Genomic DNA, 21496 nt, shown 5'->3' with positions numbered 1-21496 from the left:
TCAGAGGGTCTCGCCGACGTACTTGATCAGGTCGGCGAGGCGGTTGGAGTAGCCCCACTCGTTGTCGTACCAGCCGACGACCTTGACCTGGTTGCCGATGACCTTGGTCAGCGGCGCGTCGAAGATGCAGGACGCCGGGTCGGTCACGATGTCGCTGGAGACCAGCGGGTCGGTCGAGTAGCGCAGGTAGCGACCGTCGGCGGCCTTCTGCACGGCGGCGTTGACCTCCTCGACCGAGGTCTCGCGGCCGGCCTCGAAGGTGAGGTCGGTGGCCGAGCCGGTCGGGACCGGCACGCGCAGGGCGTAGCCGTCGAGCTTGCCCTTCAGCTCGGGGAGCACGAGGCCGATCGCCTTGGCGGCACCCGTCGAGGTCGGGACGACGTTGATGGCCGCGGCGCGGGCGCGGCGCAGGTCCTTGTGGATGTTGTCCTGGAGGTTCTGGTCGGCCGTGTAGGCGTGGACCGTGGTCATCAGACCCTTGACGATGCCGAACTCGTCGTTGAGCGCCTTCGCCATCGGCGCGAGGCAGTTGGTGGTGCACGAGGCGTTGGAGATGACGGTGTGCGCCGCCGGGTCGTACTGCTCGTGGTTGACACCCATGACGACCGTGACGTCCTCGTTGGAGGCGGGCGCGGAGATGATGACCTTCTTAGCGCCGCCGCCGTCGACGTGGGCGCGCGCCTTGGTGGCGTCGGTGAAGAAGCCGGTCGACTCGACGACGACGTCGACGCCCTGCTCGCCCCACTTGAGGGCGGCGGGGTCGCGCTCGGAGAAGACGGTGACGTTCTTGTCCCCGACCTTGATCAGGCCCTCCTCGGCCGTCACGTCGACGTCGAGGCGACCGAGGATCGAGTCGAACTTGAGCAGCGGCGCGAGCGCTTTGGGGTCGGTGAGGTCGTTGACCGCGACGATCTCGATGTCGAGCCCCTCGTGCTGCTGGAGGGCCCGGACGGCGCGGTAGAAGTTGCGGCCGATCCGGCCGAAGCCGTTGATGCCGACGCGAACGGTCACAGCGAGTGCTCCTCAGTCTGGGGTTGAACGATCGAACTCGACCCTAGCGGCCCCGATGGCACCCGTCACAGGTCGGTCCGGCGTACGTGCGAGTAACCCCTGCGAGCCTGGAGGTCAGGCCTCGTCCGCGATCATCTCGGGGGTCAGGCTGGCCTCGGTGTCGGGGATGCCGAGGTCCTCGGCGCGCTTGTCGGCCATGGCGAGCAGACGGCGGATGCGCCCGGCGATGGCGTCCTTGGTGAGCACGGGGTCGTGCAGCTGGCCGAGCTCCTCGAGCGAGGCCTGCTTGTGCTCGAGGCGCAGCTGACCGGCCTGGCGCAGGTGGTCGGGGATCTCGTCACCGAGGATCTCCAGCGCCCGCTCGACGCGCGCGCCGGCCGCGACCGCGGCCCGGGCGGAGCGGCGCAGGTTGGCGTCGTCGAAGTTGGCGAGACGGTTGGCGGTGGCGCGCACCTCGCGGCGCATCCGGCGCTCCTCCCAGGCCATCAGGGCCTCGTGGGCACCGAGCCGCGTCAGCAGCTGCCCGATGGCGTCGCCGTCGCGCATGACCACGCGGTCGACGCCGCGCACCTCGCGGGCCTTGGCCTGGATGCCGAGACGGCGGGCGACGCCCACCAGCGCGAGGGCGGCCTCCGGGCCGGGGCAGGTGACCTCGAGCGAGGACGAGCGCCCGGGCTCGGTCAGCGACCCGTGGGCCAGGAAGGCGCCGCGCCACGCGGCGACCGCGTCGCAACCGCCGCCGGAGACGACGGCCGGCGGCAGGCCTCGGACGGGCATCCCGCGGCCGTCGACGAGGCCGGTCTGGCGGGCGAGCGCCTCGCCCTGACGTGCCACGCGCACGATGTAGCGGCTGCCCTTGCGGATGCCGTTGCCCTGCACCATCACGACGTCGGACTCGTGGCCGTAGACCTCGGCGATGTCGGTGCGCAGGCGCCGAGCCGCGGCGCCGGTGTCGAGCTCGGCCTCCACCACGATCCGGCCGTTGACGATGTGCAGGCCCCCGGCGAAGCGGAGCATCGAGGCGACCTCGGCCTTGCGGCAGCAGGTCTTGGTGATCTGCGTGCTGGCCAGTTCGGACTTCACCTGTGCCGTCATCGCCATGCGGACGATCCTCGCACGCACGTCAACGACCCTAGGAGACGGCTGATCAATGGCAAGGGGCGGCGTCAGCCCCGCCCCGGTGCTGACATCCACCCCCATTGATCAGCCGCCTCCTAGGGGGCCTCCCCACCCAGGATGCGGGCGTACGCCGCAGCGAGCTTCACGGCGTCGTGCCGGGGCGTGCCGGGCGCCTCGGCGACGTCGGCGACCAGCAGGCGGGCCCCGTGCGCGTCGACGACGTGGCGCAGCTCCTCGAGCTGATCGGGCTCGTCCGCCGCGCCGGTGTCGACGAGCACGGTGTGGACCTGCAGGTCGGGCGCGTGCTGCAGCAGGACCGCGAAGTGGTCGGCGGGGCCGAACCCCGGGGTCTCCCCCGCCTCTGCGGACAGGTTGAGCACGACGACGACACGGGCGTCCGTGTCGACCAGGGCCTGGCGCAGCTGCGGCACGAGCAGGTGCGGGATGACCGAGGTGAACCACGAGCCCGGACCGAGGACCACCCAGTCGGCCGCTGCGACCGCCTCGAGGGCCTGCGGCGCCGCGGGCGGGTCCGGGGGCACCAGCACGACCGAGTCGATGACGCCGTCCGTCGTCGCGACCTCCACCTGGCCGCGCACGCTCAGCAGGGCGTCGGGGTCGTCGGGCACCAGCCCCCGCACGTCGGCGGCGATGTCCATCGGGACCGTCGCCATGGGCAGCACCCGGCCGGTGGCGCCGAGCAGGCGGCCGACGTAGTCGAGGGCGTCGACGTGGTCGCCGAGGAGCTCCCAGAGTCCGACGATGAGCAGGTTGCCGATGACGTGGCCGTTCATCTCGCCGTCGCCGGCGAAGCGGTGCTGCAGGACCCGCGACCACGTGACGCCCCACTCGTTGCGCCCGCACAGCGCCGCCAGGGCCATGCGCAGGTCGCCCGGGGGCAGCACACCGAACTCCCCGCGCAGCCGGCCGGACGAACCGCCGTTGTCGGCGACGGTGACGACCGCGGTCAGCTCGTCGACCACCAGCTCGTCGACGAGCAGTCGCAGCGCGGACAGCGAGGCGTGCAGGCCGTGGCCGCCGCCGAAGGCCACGACGGAGACCGCCCGGTCGTGCAGACCGGGCTCGAAGGACTGGCTCACCTGCGGGCCACTCCCGCTCACTCCCGACCCAGGTCGCGGTGGACCGCTCGGGCCTCGATGCCGCGGGCGGCGAGGCGGCGCACGACCTCCTCGGTCACGGCGACGCTGCGGTGCTTGCCGCCGGTGCACCCGACGGCGACCTGGGCGAAGCGCTTGCCCTGGGCGAGGTAGCCGTCGGCGACGCCGGCGATCAGCTCGACCCAGCGGCCCACGAACTCCTCGGCCGCGGGCTGGCCGAGCACGTAGTCGGACACCGGCGCCTCGAGCCCGGTGTGGGGTCGCAGCTCGGGCACCCAGTGCGGGTTGGGCAGGAAGCGCATGTCGGCGAGGAAGTCGGTGTCGACGGGGATGCCGTACTTGAACCCGAAGCTCACCACGCTCACCTTGAGCCGGACGGTCTCGGGCGTGCCGAACTCCGCCGCGATCTTGTCGGTGAGCTGGTGGACGTTGAACGCCGAGGTGTCGATCACCAGGTCGGCGTCGCCGCGCAGCGGGGCGAGGACCTCCCGCTCGCGCTGCAGGCCGTCGAGCAGGCGCCCGGACCCCTGCAGCGGGTGGGGTCGACGGGCGGCCTCCTGACGGCGCACGAGCACCTCGTCGGTGGCCTCGAGGAAGACCAGCGTCGCGTGGCGGCCCGCCGCACCGTGGTGGAGGTTGGCCGAGAGCGACTCGAAGAACGCCCCGGACCGGACGTCGATGACGACCGCGATCGGCGTCGCCGGGCCGAGGCTGGCGTCGACGAGCCGGGTCACCTCCTTGAGCAGCCCGGGCGGCAGGTTGTCGACGACGAAGAAGCCGAGGTCCTCGAGCTCCTTGGCGGCCGTGCTGCGGCCGGCGCCCGTCATGCCGGTGACCACCACCAGCTCGCCCGGGCGCGCCGAAGCGGACTCCCCCACCGCGGTCACGGCCTCACTCCTCGATCTCGCCGGTGGCGGTGTTGATCGACACCATGGCGCCAGTCTTGCCCTTGGCGGGGGCCGCGGCCACCGCTTCCTTGATGGAGGTCGCGGTGCGCGTGCCGATGCCGGGCACCTGCGCGATCTCCTCGACCTCCGCCTCGCGCAGCCGCTTGAGCGAGCCGAAGTGCTTGAGCAGCGTCTTGCGACGCACCTCGCCGAGGCCGGGGACGTCGTCGAGGACGCTCTCGACCATGGACTTCGAACGCCGCCCGCGGTGGTGGTTGATCGCGAAGCGGTGGGCCTCGTCGCGCAGCCGCTGCAGCAGGTAGAGACCCTCGGAGGACCGGGGCAGGATCACCGGGTCCTCCTGGCCGGGCAGCCACACCTCCTCGAGGCGCTTGGCGAGACCGCAGACCGGGATGTCGTCGATGCCGAGCTCAGCGAGCGCCTGCTGGGCGGCGGCGACCTGCGGCGGCCCGCCGTCGACGACGACGAGACCCGGGGCGTAGGCGAACTTGCGCGGGCGGCCGGTCTCGGGGTCGACCAGCATCGGCCCGGAGTGCTCGTCGCCGGGGCGCAGCTCCGAGCGCGCCTGCTCGTCGAGGAGCCGTCGGAAGCGGCGGGTGATGACCTCGTGCATCGACGCGACGTCGTTCTGCCCGTCGACGCCGCGGATGACGAAGCGGCGGTACTCGCTCTTGCGCGCCAGGCCGTCCTCGAAGACGACCATGCTGGCCACCACCTCGGTGCCCTGCAGGTTGGAGATGTCGTAGCACTCCATGCGCAGCGGCACCTCCTCCAGCTCGAGGGCCTCCTGGATCTCCTCCAGCGCCCGGTTGCGGGTGGTGAGGTCGCTGGCGCGCTTGGTCTTGTGCAGGGCGAGCGCCTGGGCGGCGTTGGTGGCCACGGTCTCCTGCAGCGTCTTCTTGTCGCCGCGCTGCGGGACCCGGATCTGCACCTTGGCGCCGCGCAACTCGCTGAACAGCTGCTCGAAGGTCTCGACGTCCGGCGGCAGGGCCGGCACGAGGATCTCGCGCGGGATGGCGTCGGAGTCACCGGTGTAGAGCTGCAGCAGGAAGTCCTCGACGAGCTCCGGGGTGCCGCCCTCGTCGACGCGGTCGGCGACCCAGCCGCGCTGACCGCGGATCCGGCCGCCGCGGACGTAGAAGATCTGCACCGCGACCTCGAGCGGGTCCTCGGACAGGGCGATGACGTCGGCGTCGGAGCCGTCGCCGAGCACGACCGCCTGCTTCTCCAGCGCGCGGTTCATCGCGCCGAGGTCGTCGCGCAGGCGGGCGGCCTTCTCGAAGTCCATCCGGTCCGAGGCGGCGTACATCTCCTTCTCGATGCGGCGCACGAACGGCCGGGTCTGCCCGCCCATGAAGTCGCAGAAGTCGTCGACGATCTCGCGGTGCTCCTCGGCGGAGACGTTGCCGACGCAGGGGGCGGCGCACTTGTCGATGTAGCCGAGCAGGCAGGGCCGCCCGATCTGCTGCGAGCGCTTGAAGACGCCGTTGGAGCAGCTGCGCATCGGGAAGACGCGCAGCAGGATGTCGACGGTCTCGCGGATCGCCCAGGCGTGGCTGTAGGGGCCGAAGTAGCGGGTGCCCTTGCGCTTGGCGCCGCGCCCGACCATCACCCGTGGGAACTCGTCGCCGACCGTGACCGCGAGCCAGGGGTAGGACTTGTCATCGCGGTACTTCACGTTGAAGCGCGGGTCGAACTCCTTGATCCAGCTGTACTCCAGCTGGAGGGCCTCGACCTCGGTGTTGACGACGGTCCACTCGACGCTGGCCGCCGTGGTCACCATCGTGGCCGTGCGCGCGTGCAGGTGGCGGATGTCCTGGAAGTACGACGACAGCCGAGCGCGGAGGTTCTTGGCCTTGCCGACGTAGATGACCCGCCCGCGCGGGTCGCGGAAGCGGTAGACGCCCGGCTGGGTCGGGATCGAGCCGGGCTCGGGGCGGTAGTCGAGCGGCCCGCGGCGGCTGCGGGGAGGTCGGGCGGGCACGGCGACAACCCTACGTTCGACCGGGGACAGTCCCGGTGACACACCGGCGGTCCCGGTAGTGGACCATCAAAGTCGATTGACCTACTCTGCTTTCATGCCGTGTACCGACCCGTACGGGTACGTCCTGACCACCAGTCCCGAGGCGGCTGCGGCGTACTCGCGCGGGCTGCTCGACGTCCTCCGGCTGCGGTCCGGCGCCCTCCCCTCGCTGGCGGCCTCGATCGCGCACGACCCGACGTTCGCCGCCGGTCACGCCGCGCTCGCCCTGCTCGGCCACGAGCTGTGCGCCCGCGTCGACGTCGGCGCCCGACTGCGGGACGCCACGCTGCACGCGGCCCGGGCGAGCGAGCGGGAGCGCAGCCACGTCCACGCCGTCGTCCGCCACGTCGGCGGCGACCCGGCGCCCCTCGTGCGCCACCTCGAGCACTACCCCCTCGACGCCCTGCTGCTCTCGACGGCCGTCCCGACCATCGCCTTCGCCGGGGTCACCGAGGTGGCCGAGGAGGCGTGGGAGATCGTCGAGCGCGCGGCGCCGGCGTACGGCGACGACTGGTGGTTCAGCGGACTGCTGGCCTTCGTGCGTCAGGAGCAGGGCCGCTTCGACGAGGCGATGACGCTGTCGTGCGCCTCCCTCGCCGTCGAGCCGGGTGCGGGCCACTCCGCGCACGCGCGGGCCCACGCCCACTACGAGACGGGTGACCACGTGGCCGGACTGGCCTGGATGGACGCCTGGGTCGTCGGCGACGGCGCCTCGATCGACAGCCTCAGCCACTTCGCCTGGCACGCCGCGCTGCACGAGCTCTCCCTCGGCGACGTCAACGCGGTGCGCCGGCGCTACGAGGCGCAGCTGCGGCCCGAGCACGGGCTCGGGTGCCGGGCCCTCGTCGACACGGGCTCGCTGCTGTTCCGCTGGGCGCTGACCCCGAGCGCCCACGACGTGCCGAGCCTCGACCAGGTCGCCGCGCTGGCCGGGCGCGACGTGCTGGAGCGTCCCGCCACGCCGTTCCTGGCGATGCACAGCGCCGTGACGCTCCTCGCCCTCGGTGACCCGGGCGGGCTCCGGACGCTGGAGCAGTGGGCCGCCGGGCACGCCAACGCCACGCAGCGCGAGGTCGTCGCGCCGTTGGCGCGGGCCCTGCGGGACATGGCTCTGGGCTCGCACTCGGCCGCGGCCGACGCACTCGGGTCGATGGCGCTGCCGTCGCGCCGGCTCGGGGGCTCCGACGCCCAGCGGGAGATCCTGGAGGAGACCCGGATCGCCGCCCTCGTGCGGGCCGGGCGCCTCGACGAGGCCCGTCTCCTGCTGGACCGGCGCCTGGACCGGCGCCCGGCGAAGCGTGACGAGGTGTGGCGCGACGAGGTCAGTGCTCCGGCCCTGGTCTGAGGCGTCCGCGCGACCTCAGGGCCGCCCGGCGTGGGGGACGTCGACGCGCACCGCGCGGATCTCGGCCTCGCGCGCCGCACTGCGGGCGTGCTCGTCGAAGTCGGGGGCGCAGCAGAGGAACAGCGTGCGGCCGTCGCCGCCACCGAGCATGCAGGCGAAGACACCCGCGCCCGGCTCGACGGAGTCGACGATCTCGCCACCCTCGCGCACCCGGACCGCCCGGCCGCCGAGCGCGTCCGCCGTCCAGATCATCCCCTCGGCGTCGAGCCCGCAGCCGTCGGGCGCGAGGACGCCGTAGCCCAGCGCCTCGCCCAGTGAGCGGGTCGGCGACAGGTCGCCGAACCTCGCCCAGTCGCGCCGCTCCCCCAGCGAGCCGTCCTCGTGGATCTCGAAGGCGCTGATCCGGTTGCCGAGCGTCTCGTCGACGATCAGCGTCGAGCCGTCCGGCGTCACGACGCTGCCGTTGGGGAACCACAGGTCCTCCGCGACCGGGGTGACCGTGCCGTCGGGGTCGATGCGCAGCAGCACGGCGGTCTCGATGTCGGCTCCGCCCATCAGGTCGAAGCCGAAGTTGCCGAGCCACGCGCGCCCGTGCTCGTCGACCACCATGTCGTTGGGGTGGCCGGTGACGTGCTCGGAGACGTCGGCGTGGGTCACCACCGAGCCGTCCGGCTCGACCCGCAGCACCCGGCGGTCGCGCATCGAGACGACCAGCATCCGGCCGTCGGGGAGCCAGCCCAGCCCGGACGGCTGGCCCGGGACCTCGAGCTCGGTGCGCAGGTCGGAGCCGTCCTCGGCGACCGAGCAGACGACGTGGGTGTAGAAGTCGACGAACCACAGCCGCCCGTCGTGCCAGCGCGGGCACTCCGTGAACGACATGCCGGTGACGACGGTGCGCAGCTCTCGATCGCTCATCCCGGCAGCCTGGCACCTCCGTCGCGTCCCGACCAGAGGTGCGGGAGGATCGTCCGGTGGTGGTCGAGGTCGTCGCCTACGACCCGGCGTGGCCGGACCGGTTCGAGGCGCTCAGGGCCGAGTACGCCGCTGCGCTGGCCGCCGCGGGCGTGCCGGTCGTGGCGATCGAGCACGTCGGCAGCACGGCGGTGCCGGGCCTCGCGGCCAAGCCCGTGGTCGACGTCGACCTCGTCGTCGCCGAGGAGAACGTCGGAGCGGCCTCGGAGGTCCTGGTCGGACTCGGCTTCGAGCCGCTCGGAGAGCGCGGCATCCCCCTGCGCTGGGCGTTCCGCGCCCCGCAGCGGCTGGGCCGGACCAACACCTCTGTCGTCGTCGACGGCAGCCTGGCGCTGCGCAACCACCGGGCGGTGCGTGACACGCTGCGCGCCGATCCCGCGCTGCGGGCGGCGTACGCCGGGGTGAAGCTGCGGGTCGGCCGCACCGCCGCCGACATCGACGAGTACGGCGCCGGTAAGGAGGACGTTGTCCAGCGGATCCTCGCCGCGGCCGGCCTCAGCGAGGCCGACCGGGCGTCGATCGGAGCGAACCAGGTGCCGCCACGCACCGTCTGAGGGGGCCTGCGGTCAGGCGAGGCTGATCTGGTCGCCCGAGACGGTGATCTCGACGGTCTCCAGCGGCGAGCTGGCCGGGCCCTCCGTGGGCTCGCCGTCCTCGAGCGAGAAGACGCTCCCGTGGCAGTTGCAGTGGATGCCGTCGCTGTCGACGCTGGTCACCGGGCAGCCCTGGTGGGTGCAGATGTTGGAGAAGCAGCGGAACTCGCCCGCGGTGGGCTGGGTGACGACGACCTTCTCGTCGGGGAAGATCGCGCCGCCTTCGACCTCGATGTCGGCGGTGGTGGTGAGCCCACCCGCGGCCGCCGACGAACCGCCCTCGGTCGGCGCGGCGCTCGACGCGCCGGAGCTCGAGGCGGACTCGCTCGGGCTGCTGGAGCCGCCGGCGTCGGTCGCCGCGTCGTCGGACCCGCAGGCGGCGAGCAGCGGTACGGCGACACCCGCGCCGGCGAGGGCGGTCAGGCGACGACGGGTGAGGGGCGCGAACTGGGTCGGGGGCGTCTGGGGGGTGGGCTCGGTCACGGTGGGGTCCTCTCGGCGGACGTCGGGAGTGGTGGAGTGACTGGTTGAAACCGACACTACGGACGTCACGGGCGAGGAGCCTGTGGAGTTCACGTGGATCGCATGAGAGTTCCCTCATGCGCTCCTGCGGCTGCTCGCCTTCTTCGCCGTGGTCTTCTTCGCCGCGGCCTTCTTGACCGGAGCCTTGCGGGGCGCGGGCTTGGCCGGGGCGGTGTCGGCCGGCTTCTTGCGCGTGGGCTGCTTGGCCTCGCGCCCCTCGAGCAGCGGCTTCAGGAACTGGCCGGTGAAGCTCTCGGGGTGGTCGGCGACCTGCTCGGGCGTGCCCTGCGCGACGACGTACCCACCGCGCGAGCCGCCCTCGGGACCCATGTCGATGAGCCAGTCGGCGGTCTTGATGACGTCGAGGTTGTGCTCGATGACCAGGACGGTGTTGCCCTGGTCGACCAGGCGGCCGAGGACGAGCAGCAGCTTGCGGATGTCCTCGAAGTGCAGGCCCGTGGTGGGCTCGTCGAGGACGTAGAGGGTGCGCCCGGTCGAGCGCTTCTGCAGCTCGGAGGAGAGCTTGACGCGCTGCGCCTCACCGCCGGACAGGGTGGTGGCGGGCTGGCCGAGGCGGACGTAGCCGAGGCCGACCTCCACGAGGGTCTTCATGTGCCGGTTGATCGCGGGGACGGCGGCGAAGAAGTCGACGGCCTCCTCGATCGGCATGTCGAGGACCTCGGCGATGGTCTTGCCCTTGTAGTGCACCTCGAGCGTCTCGCGGTTGTAGCGGGCGCCGTGGCAGACCTCGCACGGGACGTAGACGTCCGGGAGGAAGTTCATCTCGATCTTGATCGTGCCGTCACCCGCGCACGCCTCGCAGCGCCCGCCCTTGACGTTGAACGAGAAGCGACCCTGCTGGTAGCCGCGCATCTTGGCCTCGGGGGTCGAGGCGAAGAGCTTGCGCACGTGGTCGAAGACCCCGGTGTAGGTGGCCGGGTTGCTCCGCGGGGTGCGCCCGATCGGCGACTGGTCGACGTGGATGACCTTGTCGACGTGGTCGAGGCCGGTGATGCGCTGGTGGCGCCCGGGGATGGTGCGCGAGCGGTAGATCTGCTTGGCCAACGAGGTGTAGAGGATGTCGTTGACCAGGGTCGACTTGCCCGAGCCGGACACCCCGGTGACGGCGACGAAGAGCCCCAGCGGGAAGGTCACGTCGATCCCGCGAAGGTTGTGCTCCTTCGCGCCGACGACGGTCAGCTCGCGCCCGGTCGTGCGGGGCCGGCGGATCGCGGGCACGGGGATCTCCCGGCGCCCGGAGAGGTACTGCCCGGTGACGGAGTCCTCGTGGGCGTAGAGGTCCTCGACGGTGCCCGAGTGCACCACCTGGCCGCCGTGCTCGCCGGCGCCGGGCCCGATGTCGACGACCCAGTCAGCGACCTTGATGGTGTCCTCGTCGTGCTCGACCACGATCAGGGTGTTGCCGAGGTCCTTGAGGCGCACCAGGGTCTCGATGAGGCGCTGGTTGTCGCGCTGGTGCAGGCCGATCGACGGCTCGTCGAGGACGTAGAGGACGCCGACGAGGCCGGCGCCGATCTGGGTCGCCAGCCGGATGCGCTGGGCCTCGCCGCCCGACAGCGAGCCCGACGGCCGGTCGAGCGAGAGGTAGTCGAGGCCGACGTCGAGCAGGAAGTTGAGCCGCTCCTGGATCTCCTTGAGCACCCGCTCGCCGATCTGGCGCTCGCGCGAGGACAGCTCGACCTCGCGCAGGAACTGGGCGGTCTCGTTGATCGGGAGCGCGCAGACCTCGGCGATGTTCTTGCCGCCCGCGGCCAGGTCGCCCAGGGTCACGGCCATCGAGACCGGCTTGAGGCGGCTGCCCTTGCAGACCGGGCACGGCACCTCGCGCATGAACCCCTCGAACCGCTCACGGCTCGTGTCGGACTCGGCCTCGCGGTGGCGGCGCTCGATGTAGGGGCGCACGCCCTCGAACTCGGCCCAGTAGGCGCGCTCGCGGCCGTAGCGGTTGCGGGTGACGACGTGGACCTTGGTGCGGTGCCCGTCGAGGATGGAGCGCCGGGCGCTCGGAGTGAGCTCGTCCCAGGGCGTGTTGAGGTCGAAGCCGAGCTCCTGGCCGAGCGCGCCGAGCAGCCGCAGGAAGTAGTCGGCGACGTGGGCCTGGCTCCACGGCTGGATCGCCCCCTCACCGAGGGTGGCCTGCTGGTCGGGGACGACGAGCTCCGGGTCGACCTCCATCCGGGTGCCGATGCCGGTGCACTCGGGGCAGGCGCCGAAGGGGCTGTTGAAGGAGAACGAGCGGGGCTCGAGGTCGTCGGTCTCGATGGGGTGGTCGTTGGGGCACGCCATCTTCTCGCTGAACTTCAGCTCGCGACCCGGGTCCTTCTCGGGCAGGTCGACGAGGTCGAAGACGACCAGGCCGGAGGCCAGCGTCAGCGCGGTCTCGACCGAGTCGGTGAGGCGCCGCTTGCTCGACTCCTTCACCGCGAGGCGGTCGACGACGACCTCGATGGTGTGCTTCTTCTGCTTGTCGAGCCTGGGGCCCTCGTTGGCGAGCGCCTCGAGGGTGTGGGTCTCGCCGTCGACCCGGGCGCGCGAGAAGCCCTGGGTCTGCAGCTGGCGGAACAGCTCGACGTACTCGCCCTTGCGGCCGCGGATCACCGGGGCCAGCACCTGGAAGCGGGTGCCCTCGTCGAGCGACATCATCCGGTCGACGATCTGCTGGGGGGTCTGCCGCTCGATCGGCGCGTGGCACACCGGGCAGTGGGGGCGGCCGGCGCGGGCGTAGAGCAGGCGGAGGTAGTCGTAGACCTCGGTGATCGTGCCGACGGTCGAGCGGGGGTTCTTCGACGTGGACTTCTGATCGATCGAGACCGCGGGCGAGAGGCCCTCGATGAAGTCGACGTCGGGCTTGTCCATCTGGCCGAGGAACTGGCGCGCGTAGGCCGACAGCGACTCGACGTAGCGGCGCTGGCCCTCGGCGAAGATCGTGTCGAAGGCGAGGCTGGACTTGCCGGAGCCCGAGAGCCCCGTGAAGACGATGAGCGCGTCGCGGGGGAGGTCGAGCGAGACGTCCTTGAGGTTGTGCTCCCGGGCGCCCCGGATGATGAGCTTCTCCTGCACCTTGCGCGTCCTCGTCCCTCGTGTCGATCGTTGGTCGATGTGCTGTCCCAGCAGCGTCTCACGCGCCACCGACAGCGGGTGCAACAGCGACTAGCGTGCGGTCATGCCCGCCGAGAGGTACGACGTCACCGAGATCACCTCGCTGCTGCGCACCGGTACCCGCCGGCTCGTCCGCTCCGTCGACGCGATGGACGAGGAGCAGTGGACGCAGCCGAGCCTGCTGCCCGGCTGGCGCCGCTCCCACGTCGTCGCGCACCTGACGCTCAACGCCGAGGCGCTGCACGCGGCGCTCGGCGGGGTGCTGGAGGGTCGGGCGCTGCCGATGTACACCTCGCAGGAGGAGCGCGACGGCGCCATCGACGCGTTGGCCGACGGCGGGCTGCCGGCGCTGCGTGAGCGGTTCCTCGCCTCGACGACCCTGGTCGGTGAGCGGGTCGAGCAGCTGCCGGACGAGCTGGTCGAGCACCGCGTCGAGCGGGTGCCGGCGGGCCGACCTTCCGCGCCGGCGACATCGGCGTGATGCGCCTGCTCGAGGTGGAGGTGCACCACGCCGACCTGGGTCTCGACCACACCGCCGAGCACTGGCCCGCGCAGGCCGTCGACCTGGTCCTGACCCGGCGCTCCGCGACGTACGCCGGTCCGGTGTTCACGGCCCACGCGACCGACCTCGACCGGCGCTGGGCGTTCGGCACGGGCGAGCTGGGCGCGACGCTGTCGGGCCCCGGGAGCGCTCTGGCATGGTGGGCAGCGGGCCGGGGTGCCGGCGAAGGACTGATGAGCGACGACGGCCGGGTGCCGGGGATCGAGGCGTGGTGACCGAGGAGCAGACCAGCAGCCAGAGCGGGACCGGCGGCTACACCGGGAAGGTCTCCCCCGGCGGCCCGCCCGACGTGCGCGAGCTCGAGCACCTCACCATCACCAAGGTCGCGGTCGACGAGAAGATGTCGAACAACTGCTACCTGCTGACCTGCCGGCACACGGGCGAGCAGGTGCTCATCGACGCCGCCGACGCCGCCGCGACGCTGCTGCCGCTCGTCGGCGACGCGCCGCTCACCCACGTCGTCACCACCCACCAGCACTGGGACCACCACCGTGCCCTGGCCGAGGTGGTCGGCGCCACCGACGCGACGACCGTCGCCGGCGAGCCCGACGCGGCCGCCGTGACCGAGCAGACCGGCGTCGAGGTCGCCGTCCCCGTGCGCCACGGCGACACCGTCCCTGTCGGCGACTGCACCCTCGAGGTCATCGCCCTCGCCGGCCACACCCCCGGCTCGATCGCGCTCCTCTACGACGACTCCGCGTCCGAGGGCGGCCACCCCCACCTGTTCACCGGCGACTCGCTCTTCCCCGGCGGGGTGGGCAACACCTTCGGTGACGAGGCGGCGTTCCGTCAGCTCATCGACGAGGTCGCCACCAAGGTCTTCGACCGGCTGCCCGACGACACGTGGTTCTACCCCGGTCACGGTGACGACTCGACGATCGGAGCCGAACGGCCCCACCTGCAGGAGTGGCGCGAGCGAGGCTGGTGACCCCTCCCCTCGTCCTCCACCTCAACGGCCTGCCGGGCGTCGGCAAGTCGACGCTGGCGAGGCACTGGGCGCAGACGCACCCGGGCACGCTGCTGCTCGACATCGACGTCCTGCGCACCTGGGTGTCCGGGTGGCGCGAGGACTTCGCCGCGACGGGCGAGCGGGTGCGCACCACAGCCCTGGCCGCGCTGGCGGCGTACGTCGCGGACGGCGGCGACGTCGTGCTCCCGCAGCTGCTGGCCGACCCGGCCCAGGTGGCGCGGTTCGAGCGCGCGGCGATCGAGGCGGGTGGGCGGTTCGTCCACGTGATGGTCGAGGCCGACGACGCGGCCGCCCGGTTCGCGGCGCGTGAGCGCGACGAGCCGTGGCTCGAGGTCGTCCACGCCCTCGTGGCCACGGCAGGCCCGGGCCATCTCGAGGGCTACGCGGCGCGCCTGGACGGTCTGCGGCCCGACCTCCGTCTCGCGACGACGACGGGCGACGTCGACGGGTCGTGCGCCGAACTCGAGCGGAGGCTCGTTAGTCTCGGCTGGTGCCCGAGGTCCCCTGGCGACGGCGCGTAGGGGTCGCCCCCAAGACCTGGGTCGCCGTGATGGCGATCGCCGTGGCGGTGCTGGGCTGGCTCCCGTTCCTGGGCCGGGCGCTCGGACCCGACGAGGGCGGGTTCCTCATGGTCGGCGGGGCGTGGCACGACGGGACCTCGCTGTACGGGCCCTACTGGGTCGACCGACCCCCCGTCCTGATCGCGCTCTTCGGACTGGCCGACGCACTCGGCGGCACCGTCGCGCTGCGGCTGCTCGGCGCCCTCGCGACCGCCCTGGTCGTGGTGCTCGCGGGCGTGCTGGGACGCTCGGCGGCGCCCGAGCGGCGGTCCGCTCCCCTGCTGACGGCGGGTGCGGCCGCCGTGCTCGTGGCCACGCCCCTCTTCGGCGGCACGGTCGTGGACGGCGAGGTCCTGGGTCTGCCGTTCGTCGTCGCCGGGGTCACGGCGTACGTCGCGTCCGCGGCGAGCCGCTCCACCCGCCGCGGGCTCGCGCTCGCGCTCACCGCCGGGGTGTGCGCGGCACTCGCCGTGATGGTCAAGCAGAGCCTGGTCGACGTCGGCGTCGTGGCCGTGGTGCTGCTGGTGACGAGCCGCCAGGCGCGGCGGCGGTTCCCGGCGTTCCTGGCCAGCGCGGTGGTCACCGTCGTGGTCGTCGCCGGGCTCGCGGCGCTGCGCGGGACCTCTCCGGCCGGTCTGTGGGACGCCGTGGTGACGTTCCGCTTCGAGGCCGGCCGGGTGCTCGCGGCCGACGACGGCAACGCGCCCCAGCGGGCCCGAGAGCTCGCGCTCGCCTTCGTCGCGAGCGGCCTGCCGCTGCTGGCCCTGGCGCTGGGCTGGCGCGGGCGCGGCCGCCCGTCGGTCCAGGGGCCGTGGACCGCGCCGGACCTGCGGATCGCGGCGTACGTGCTGCTCGCCGTCGAGGTCGTCGTGGTGGTGCTGGGCGGCAACTTCTGGCTGCACTACCTGATCGGGCTCGTGCCCGGCGTGGTGCTGCTCGCGGCGGCGTTCGCGCAGCGGCCCGCGCCCGTCACCCGCAGCACCGCGGCGGCCTACGCCGTCACGGGGCTCTCGTCCGTCCTCGTGCTCGCCTGGGTCGTGGTGCACCCGATCGGGCGCCCCGAGCTCGCCGCGGCCGACTACCTCGAGGCCCACGCCGCGCCGGACGACACCGCAGTGGTGGTGTTCGGGGGCGCCAACATCCTGCGCGAGGCCGATCTCGAGTCGCCCTACCCCTACCTGTGGAGCCTCCCCGCGCGCGTCCGCGACCCCGAGCTGTCCGACCTGACCGATCTCGTCGTCTCCTCGCGCCGGCCGGACTGGGTCGTGGTCGCCTACGGCGCCCTCGGCGCGTGGGAGATGGACGGTGACGCCCTGCGCAGCGCTCTGGCCAGGGACTACGACGAGGTCGCGACCGTGGAGCGCTTCACGATCTACCGCAGCGGCCACGACGCCGGGTGAGGTCGCTCCCTCGCCCCGTCGCGGTGGCGGCGTACGCCGTCGTCCTGCTCGTGTGGTGCGCCGTCGTCGGCATCCCCAACGACCCGATCGGCATCGCGCTGTGGCTCTGGCTGTTCGCCGTCTGCTGGCGCGGCGAGCGGTCCCTCGACTTCCCTCGGGACTGGTGGCCGTGGCTGCTCGCCCTCGCGGTCTACGGTCTGGCCCGCGGTCTCGTCGACGACCTCGGCTGGCCACCCCACGTCGCCTGGCCGATCAGGGCCGACACGTGGCTCGCCCAGCTGTGGGGTGGTCACACCGTGCCGACGGTGAGCCTGCAGCGCGAGCTGTGCGGTGACCCGTGCTCGAAGACCGGGACCGTCCGGTGGTGGGACGTTGCGGCCAGCACGGTCTACGCCTCGCACTTCGTCGTCGGCCTGGTCCTCGCAGGAGTGCTGTGGCTGCGCTCGCGCGAGGCGTGGCGGATGTGGATGCGTCGCTACGTCGTGCTCAGCTACGTCGCCCTGGTCGGCTACGTCGTCTTCCCGATGGCCCCGCCCTGGTGGGCGGCCCGTGAGGGTCTGCTCCCGCACGTCGCCCGGATCTCCGGCCGCGGCTTCCACGCACTCGGCATCGAGCGGACGACGATGGTGTTCGGCGGGCTGGCCAACAAGACGGCGGCGATGCCGTCGCTGCACACCGGGACGGCCTGCCTCGTGGCCCTCTGGGCGCTCACGCGGCTGCGATCGCCGTGGCGCTGGCTGGTGCTCGCCTATCCCGTGGCCATGGCCGCGACGCTCGTCTACTCCGGCGAGCACTACCTCGTGGACACCCTCGCCGGGGCACTGGTCGCCGCGCTCACGATGGTCGGGTGCAGCTGGTGGGAACGCCGCCAGGCGGGCACGCTCGTCAGTCGACCGTGACCCAGTCGGTCCACTGGTGCTCGGCGCCGAGGTGGTCGCGCACCGGTGGGGCGTACTCGACGTAGGGCTCGAGGTCACCGGTGTTCATCGTCGACACGGCGACCCGCACGGCGTCGCTGGTGACACAACCGGCGGTCTTCTGGACCGTGAACCGGAACCAGCGCAGCCGGTTGCCCTTGTCGCTGCGCACCTCGCCCTCACAGCCGTCGTCGGTGGCCTGCTCGCGCCAGCCCTGCACGGGGGCGAACCGGTAGTCGCTCCAGAACTCCATGAAGTGCCCGAACTCCGCGCCCCGCCGACCCGGGTCCGTGTCGAGCCAGACCGAGACGTTGCCCGTCGGGAAGTCGTAGCGCTCACCAACACCTGGGAACGCCACCTGCACCACGACCTTCGTCGGCGTGTTCTTCACCGTGACGCGGCGGATGTCGAGCTTGGTCGAACCCGCGGGGCTGACGTCGCCCGCCGGGTCGGTGATCGTCACCGAGCCGGGGGTGACGACAGCGGCGAGCGCAGCGGTGGTCAGGAGGAGGTGGGAGATGGACACGGCGGCATGCTGCGCGGCCCGTCGTCCCGGTCACCAGAGGCACGCGTCCCGGCGCGGTCACGGACGAAGGTCTGGCCGTAGCGGTCGGTCCACTCGTAGACCCCGGATCCGGCGGGTCCGTGGGGTCGGTAGTGCCAGCCGGTGTGGGTCTTGAGTCGGTGGTGGTGTCGGCAGAGGGGCGTGAGGTTGCACGGACATGTCGCGCCGCCCTGGTCGTCGCCGGTGAAGGGGACGCGGTGGTCGAGGTCGCAGGCCCGGGTGGGGCGGGTGCAGTAGGGGAACACGCAGGCGGGGTCCTGCAGCTCGACCTGCACGCGCTGGGCCGGGAGCGGGTCGTGCTGCGTCGTCGCCCGGGCGTCGTGATCGTGAGGGCCGGTGGTCTTGGCGCAGCGGGCGCAGCCGGTGCAGTGGTGGACCGGCGTGATCGTCAGGCGCAGGTCGTCGCGGCCGGCCCAGGTGGCGATGGTCTGGGTCAGGTGCGGGCGTCCGGTGTGGTCGAGGGTCACGGGGTCCAGGCCGAGGAGGTTGGTCTCGGTGAGGTGGAGGTAGGCGAACACCTCTCGCGACGCCGGCACCTTCGCGCCGGTGTCGTCGAGCAGCGCCTGCGCCCGCGCCGGGTCAGCGATGATCCCGACCGCGATCGAGCGGCGTACGTCCAACGACTCGTACGACCCGTCACGCTTCAACGCCGCCGCCAACCGACCGATCATGGTGTCGAACGCGGCCAGGTCGACCTGGTCGGCCCGGATCACGTACTCGGTGATCCCGAACCGGTCGGCCTCCCGATCAGCCGTGACGTGACGGGTCTCGAGGGCCTCCATCTGCTCGATCTCGTACTGCTCGGCGTGCAACGTCAGCATCGCCGCCTCCACCAGCCGGTCGAGCCCGGTCAGCCCGATCGAGTGGGCCCGCGGAGCGACCTCCGCGTCGATGGACGCGACGACGTCAGCCGCCTCGCCCAGGACCCGCTGCGCGATCCGCCGGGCCCGCCACACCGCGACCTCACCCGCCCGCACCCGCGCCCACGTCAACGGCAGCCGCAGCTCCAAGGTCAGCACGTCACGCAGCAGCATCTCGCCGGCCGCGGTCGACATCCCTTGGGCCGCAGCGAACGACGCCGCCGCGTCCCACCGCAGCTCGGGCAGCGCGTACCACTCGATGTTGTCGACGTGGGTGTTCCCGACGTGCAGCCCGTACGGCGCGACCGGGTCGTGACCCCAGATCCTCGGCGACGCCAGCGCCACCACGTGCGCGTGCGCCCACGCCGACGCCAGCTCCGCCAGCTCCACCTCCACCGCCGCACGCCGGGCCGTGGCGTCGGTGATCCGCTCCAGCAGCACCGCTGTCGGCACCGGTGGTGCTTCGGGGGTGAGAGGTGCTGCGGTCATGACGACATTCTAGTCGAACACGTGTTCGAATGACAGGGCTGATCCACAGGGCCTCGCGACCACCGGGAGCGGTTTCGAGACGGGACTTCGTCCCTCCTCAACCACCGGTGATCGACCGGCGGCAGACTGGACCCGTGCCCACGTCAGACCGGCCGCTGCGCAAGCTCGGCTTCCTCACCATCGGCCTCTTCGACCCCGACGACCCTGCTGCGGGCCACGAGTCGACGCTGCGGATGATCGAGCTGGGCGAGCGGCTCGGCTTCGACAGCGCGTGGCTGCGGCACCGCCACCTGCAGTTCGGTATCTCGAGCCCGGTCGCCGTGCTGGCCGCCGCGAGCCAGCGGACCGAAAGGATCGAGCTGGGCACCGCGGTCACGCCGCTGGGCTGGGAGAACCCGCTGCGCCTCGCGGAGGACCTCGCCACCGTCGACGTCCTGAGCGGTGGACGGCTGAACCCCGGGGTCAGCGTCGGTCCGCCGATGCACTGGGACGACGTCCGCACCGCGCTCTACCCCGACACCGCGGAGGTCGAGGACTTCTCCTACGCCCGCGTCGAGCGGCTGCAGCGGCTGGTGCGCGGCGAGCGCGCCACGACGTTCAGGGGGCCGGAGGGCATCGTCGAGGAGTGGTCCGACCGGGTCGAGCCGCACTCCCCCGGCCTCGCCGACCGGCTCTGGTACGGCGGCGCGTCGCTGCGCTCGGCCACCTGGGCCGCCTCGGCCGGGATGCACTTCCTCACCAGCAGCGTCCTCAAGGTGGAGGGCGAGACCCCGCCCGACTTCGCGACGCTCCAGCGCGAGCAGATCGACGCCTACCGCGACGGCAACCCGAGCGGCCGGGTCTCCCAGGGCCTCGTCGTGATCCCCACCGACTCCGCGACGCCGGAGCAGCGGAGCCGCTACGAGGAGTACGCCGCCGCCCGGCTCCCCCGCACCCGCGAGCCGCAGGGCCCCGGGCGGATGCTGTTCAGCCCCGACCTGGTGGGCCCGAGCGAGGAGCTGGTCGATCGGCTGCACGCCCACGCCGGGTTCCAGGCCGTCGACGAGGTGGTCTTCGCGCTGCCGTTCAGCTTCGGCCCGGACGACTACACCCAGATCCTCACCGACACCGCCGAACGACTCGGCCCGGCGCTGGGCTGGTCGCCCCTAGGCTGAGGCCGTGTCCGGTGGCGTCGTCGTGCTCGTGGTGGTCGTCCTCGCGATCGGGGTCGGGCTCGCCGTCCTCGGCGCCGTCGCCGCGGCCAAGCGCCGCGAGGCCCTGGCGGCGTACGCCGCGAGCCGCGGCTGGACCTGGACCGAGGAGCGGCACGACCTGGTCGACCGGTTCTCCGGTGCGCCGTTCGGCCGCGGCTTCGGCCGCCGCGCTTTCAACGTCGTGCAGGGCGCGCACGACGGCCGGGCGTTCGTGGCCTTCGACTACGTCTACAAGACCCAGACCAGCAACGGGAAGACGACCACCACCCACACGCACCCCTTCTCGGTGCTCGCGATGACGACGACCGCGCCGATGCCGGCGCTGTCGGTCGAGCCCGAGGGCCTCTTCGACGCCATTGCGGACAAGGTCTCGGGAGGCGCGATCGACCTCGAGTCGGAGGAGTTCAACCAGGCGTTCAGCGTGCGCTGCCCGGACCGGAAGTTCGCCTCCGACGTCCTGCACCCGCTGATGATGGAGCACCTGCTCGCGCACCGCTGGACGGGCTGGCGCGTCGACCACGACTCACTGCTCGTCATCGAAGGCGGCAAGCGCGAGCCCCAGCAGATCGACGCGGCGCTCGCCTACGCCGACGGCGTGCTCGACCGGGTGCCGGAGTTCGTCTGGGCCCGGCTGCGCGGGGAGGGCTGACGTGGCCGCGGTCGCGGGCGTCCTCGGCGTCGCGCTCCTCCTCGTGCTGCTGTGGGCGCTCGTGAGCTACAACCGGTTCGTCCGCCAGCGCACTCTGGTCGAGGAGTCGTGGGGCGACATCGACGTCGAGCTCACCCGCCGCTGGGACCTCGTCCCCCGCCTCGTCGAGACGGTCAAGGGGTACGCCGCGCACGAGCGCGAGGTGCTCGATCTGCTCGTCCGGGCGCGCGAGGCGGCCGCGGCCCACCGCGAAGAGCCGCCGACCCGGCGTGCGGCGTACGAGGAAACCGTCGGGCGGGCGCTCGACGACGTGCTGGTGCGCGTCGAGGACTACCCGGACCTCAAGGCGAGCGCGTCGTTCCTCGCCCTGCAGCGCGAGCTCACCCTCACCGAGGACCGCATCGCGGCCGCGCGCCGGTTCTACAACGGCAACGTCCGGGCCTACAACACCCGGATCGCGACGGTCCCGTCCAACCTGATCGCCTCGATCGGCGGCTTCGAGCGCCGCGACTTCTTCGAGCTCCGCGACCCCGCCTACGCCGCTGCGCCCGAGGTCGGGCTGGGCTGATACCCCCGTGGGGATCGCGGTCTGGTCCACCG

Annotated in this window: 21 protein-coding genes; 11 read left to right on the top strand and 10 right to left on the bottom strand. The window is 72.5% G+C overall.

Translation table 11 applies throughout. The features are described from left to right. The 5 genes from gap to uvrC form a co-directional block, all read right to left on the bottom strand. Complete coding sequence (gap, locus tag GRQ65_RS03995) at nucleotides 1-1011, bottom strand: type I glyceraldehyde-3-phosphate dehydrogenase (RefSeq protein ID WP_160875377.1); 1011 nt, start codon at nucleotides 1009-1011, stop codon at nucleotides 1-3. Between the two features lie 114 nt (nucleotides 1012-1125). Beyond that, nucleotides 1126-2112 (bottom strand): DNA-binding protein WhiA, encoded by a 987-nt coding sequence (whiA, locus tag GRQ65_RS03990; protein ID WP_160875823.1) that lies wholly within the window; start codon nucleotides 2110-2112, stop codon nucleotides 1126-1128. A 113-nt stretch (nucleotides 2113-2225) separates the two neighbouring features. After that, the gene (locus GRQ65_RS03985; protein ID WP_337191475.1) at nucleotides 2226-3230 is read right to left on the bottom strand and encodes a gluconeogenesis factor YvcK family protein; all 1005 of its coding nucleotides are present in this window, start codon (nucleotides 3228-3230) and stop codon (nucleotides 2226-2228) included. Nucleotides 3231-3247: 17 nt separating this feature from the next. Further along, nucleotides 3248-4135: an RNase adapter RapZ gene (rapZ, locus tag GRQ65_RS03980; protein ID WP_337191474.1), complete on the bottom strand. Its 888-nt coding sequence runs from the start codon at nucleotides 4133-4135 to the stop codon at nucleotides 3248-3250. A gap of 4 nt (nucleotides 4136-4139) precedes the next feature. Beyond that, a complete protein-coding gene (uvrC, locus tag GRQ65_RS03975) occupies nucleotides 4140-6140 on the bottom strand; it encodes an excinuclease ABC subunit UvrC (protein ID WP_160875373.1) in 2001 nt (666 codons plus the stop codon). Nucleotides 6141-6234: 94 nt separating this feature from the next. Between uvrC and GRQ65_RS03970 the strand changes: the two genes are divergently transcribed. Beyond that, nucleotides 6235-7524: a tetratricopeptide repeat protein gene (locus tag GRQ65_RS03970; RefSeq protein ID WP_160875371.1), complete on the top strand. Its 1290-nt coding sequence runs from the start codon at nucleotides 6235-6237 to the stop codon at nucleotides 7522-7524. A gap of 15 nt (nucleotides 7525-7539) precedes the next feature. Here the strand turns inward: GRQ65_RS03970 and GRQ65_RS03965 are convergent, their stop codons facing one another. Next, nucleotides 7540-8439, bottom strand: a complete 900-nt coding sequence (locus tag GRQ65_RS03965; RefSeq protein WP_160875369.1) for an SMP-30/gluconolactonase/LRE family protein — start codon at nucleotides 8437-8439, stop codon at nucleotides 7540-7542. A gap of 56 nt (nucleotides 8440-8495) precedes the next feature. Here GRQ65_RS03965 and GRQ65_RS03960 point away from each other — a divergent pair, with 56 nt between their 5' ends. Beyond that, on the top strand, nucleotides 8496-9050 hold the full coding sequence (locus GRQ65_RS03960; RefSeq protein ID WP_337191473.1) for a GrpB family protein: 555 nt from the start codon (nucleotides 8496-8498) through the stop codon (nucleotides 9048-9050). Between the two features lie 12 nt (nucleotides 9051-9062). Here the strand turns inward: GRQ65_RS03960 and GRQ65_RS03955 are convergent, their stop codons facing one another. Then, nucleotides 9063-9572, bottom strand: coding sequence for a Rieske (2Fe-2S) protein (locus GRQ65_RS03955; RefSeq protein WP_337191472.1), 510 nt, complete (start codon nucleotides 9570-9572; stop codon nucleotides 9063-9065). A 114-nt stretch (nucleotides 9573-9686) separates the two neighbouring features. Further along, nucleotides 9687-12692, bottom strand: coding sequence for an excinuclease ABC subunit UvrA (uvrA, locus tag GRQ65_RS03950; RefSeq protein WP_160875367.1), 3006 nt, complete (start codon nucleotides 12690-12692; stop codon nucleotides 9687-9689). Between the two features lie 103 nt (nucleotides 12693-12795). On the opposite strand from uvrA, the gene GRQ65_RS03945 reads away from it, so the two are divergent. Genes GRQ65_RS03945 through GRQ65_RS23780 form a run of 6 tightly spaced genes read left to right on the top strand, consistent with a single transcriptional unit; the run spans nucleotide 12796 to nucleotide 17122 of the window. Continuing rightward, a complete protein-coding gene (locus tag GRQ65_RS03945; protein ID WP_160875365.1) occupies nucleotides 12796-13212 on the top strand; it encodes a maleylpyruvate isomerase N-terminal domain-containing protein in 417 nt (138 codons plus the stop codon). Beyond that, nucleotides 13209-13508, top strand: coding sequence for a DinB family protein (locus tag GRQ65_RS03940; RefSeq protein WP_160875363.1), 300 nt, complete (start codon nucleotides 13209-13211; stop codon nucleotides 13506-13508). Before GRQ65_RS03945 ends, GRQ65_RS03940 begins: the two co-directional genes overlap by 4 nt. Continuing rightward, on the top strand, nucleotides 13502-14221 hold the full coding sequence (locus GRQ65_RS03935) for an MBL fold metallo-hydrolase (RefSeq protein ID WP_337191471.1): 720 nt from the start codon (nucleotides 13502-13504) through the stop codon (nucleotides 14219-14221). The genes GRQ65_RS03940 and GRQ65_RS03935 overlap by 7 nt, the downstream gene beginning before the upstream one ends. Continuing rightward, nucleotides 14218-14784 carry an AAA family ATPase gene (locus GRQ65_RS03930; RefSeq protein ID WP_160875359.1) on the top strand — a complete coding sequence of 189 codons (567 nt, stop codon included), beginning with the start codon at nucleotides 14218-14220 and terminating at the stop codon, nucleotides 14782-14784. The genes GRQ65_RS03935 and GRQ65_RS03930 overlap by 4 nt, the downstream gene beginning before the upstream one ends. Beyond that, a complete protein-coding gene (locus GRQ65_RS03925; RefSeq protein ID WP_160875357.1) occupies nucleotides 14754-16223 on the top strand; it encodes a hypothetical protein in 1470 nt (489 codons plus the stop codon). The genes GRQ65_RS03930 and GRQ65_RS03925 overlap by 31 nt, the downstream gene beginning before the upstream one ends. After that, complete coding sequence (locus tag GRQ65_RS23780) at nucleotides 16220-17122, top strand: phosphatase PAP2 family protein (protein WP_160875355.1); 903 nt, start codon at nucleotides 16220-16222, stop codon at nucleotides 17120-17122. The genes GRQ65_RS03925 and GRQ65_RS23780 overlap by 4 nt, the downstream gene beginning before the upstream one ends. On the opposite strand, the gene GRQ65_RS03915 is transcribed toward GRQ65_RS23780, so the two are convergent. Beyond that, nucleotides 17109-17666: a hypothetical protein gene (locus tag GRQ65_RS03915; RefSeq protein ID WP_160875353.1), complete on the bottom strand. Its 558-nt coding sequence runs from the start codon at nucleotides 17664-17666 to the stop codon at nucleotides 17109-17111. The two genes, GRQ65_RS23780 and GRQ65_RS03915, sit on opposite strands and share 14 nt — an antisense overlap. Beyond that, nucleotides 17642-19054 (bottom strand): HNH endonuclease signature motif containing protein, encoded by a 1413-nt coding sequence (locus GRQ65_RS03910; RefSeq protein WP_160875351.1) that lies wholly within the window; start codon nucleotides 19052-19054, stop codon nucleotides 17642-17644. Before GRQ65_RS03910 ends, GRQ65_RS03915 begins: the two co-directional genes overlap by 25 nt. Nucleotides 19055-19188: 134 nt before the next feature. On the opposite strand from GRQ65_RS03910, the gene GRQ65_RS03905 reads away from it, so the two are divergent. From GRQ65_RS03905 to GRQ65_RS03895, 3 genes are read left to right on the top strand one after another with little or no spacing between them, the layout of a single operon-like run. Continuing rightward, nucleotides 19189-20208, top strand: a complete 1020-nt coding sequence (locus tag GRQ65_RS03905) for an LLM class flavin-dependent oxidoreductase (protein ID WP_337191470.1) — start codon at nucleotides 19189-19191, stop codon at nucleotides 20206-20208. A 4-nt stretch (nucleotides 20209-20212) separates the two neighbouring features. Continuing rightward, complete coding sequence (locus GRQ65_RS23775; protein WP_160875347.1) at nucleotides 20213-20896, top strand: DUF3137 domain-containing protein; 684 nt, start codon at nucleotides 20213-20215, stop codon at nucleotides 20894-20896. Between the two features lies 1 nt (nucleotide 20897). Next, on the top strand, nucleotides 20898-21464 hold the full coding sequence (locus GRQ65_RS03895) for a LemA family protein (RefSeq protein WP_160875345.1): 567 nt from the start codon (nucleotides 20898-20900) through the stop codon (nucleotides 21462-21464). Nucleotides 21465-21496: the final 32 nt, after the last annotated feature.

Origin of the sequence: Nocardioides flavescens (assembly GCF_009823805.1) — a bacterium.
GTDB lineage: Bacteria > Actinomycetota > Actinomycetes > Propionibacteriales > Nocardioidaceae > Nocardioides > Nocardioides flavescens.
The sequence above is the reverse complement of the archived record's forward strand: the minus strand, read 5'-3'. Positions and strand labels throughout refer to the sequence as shown.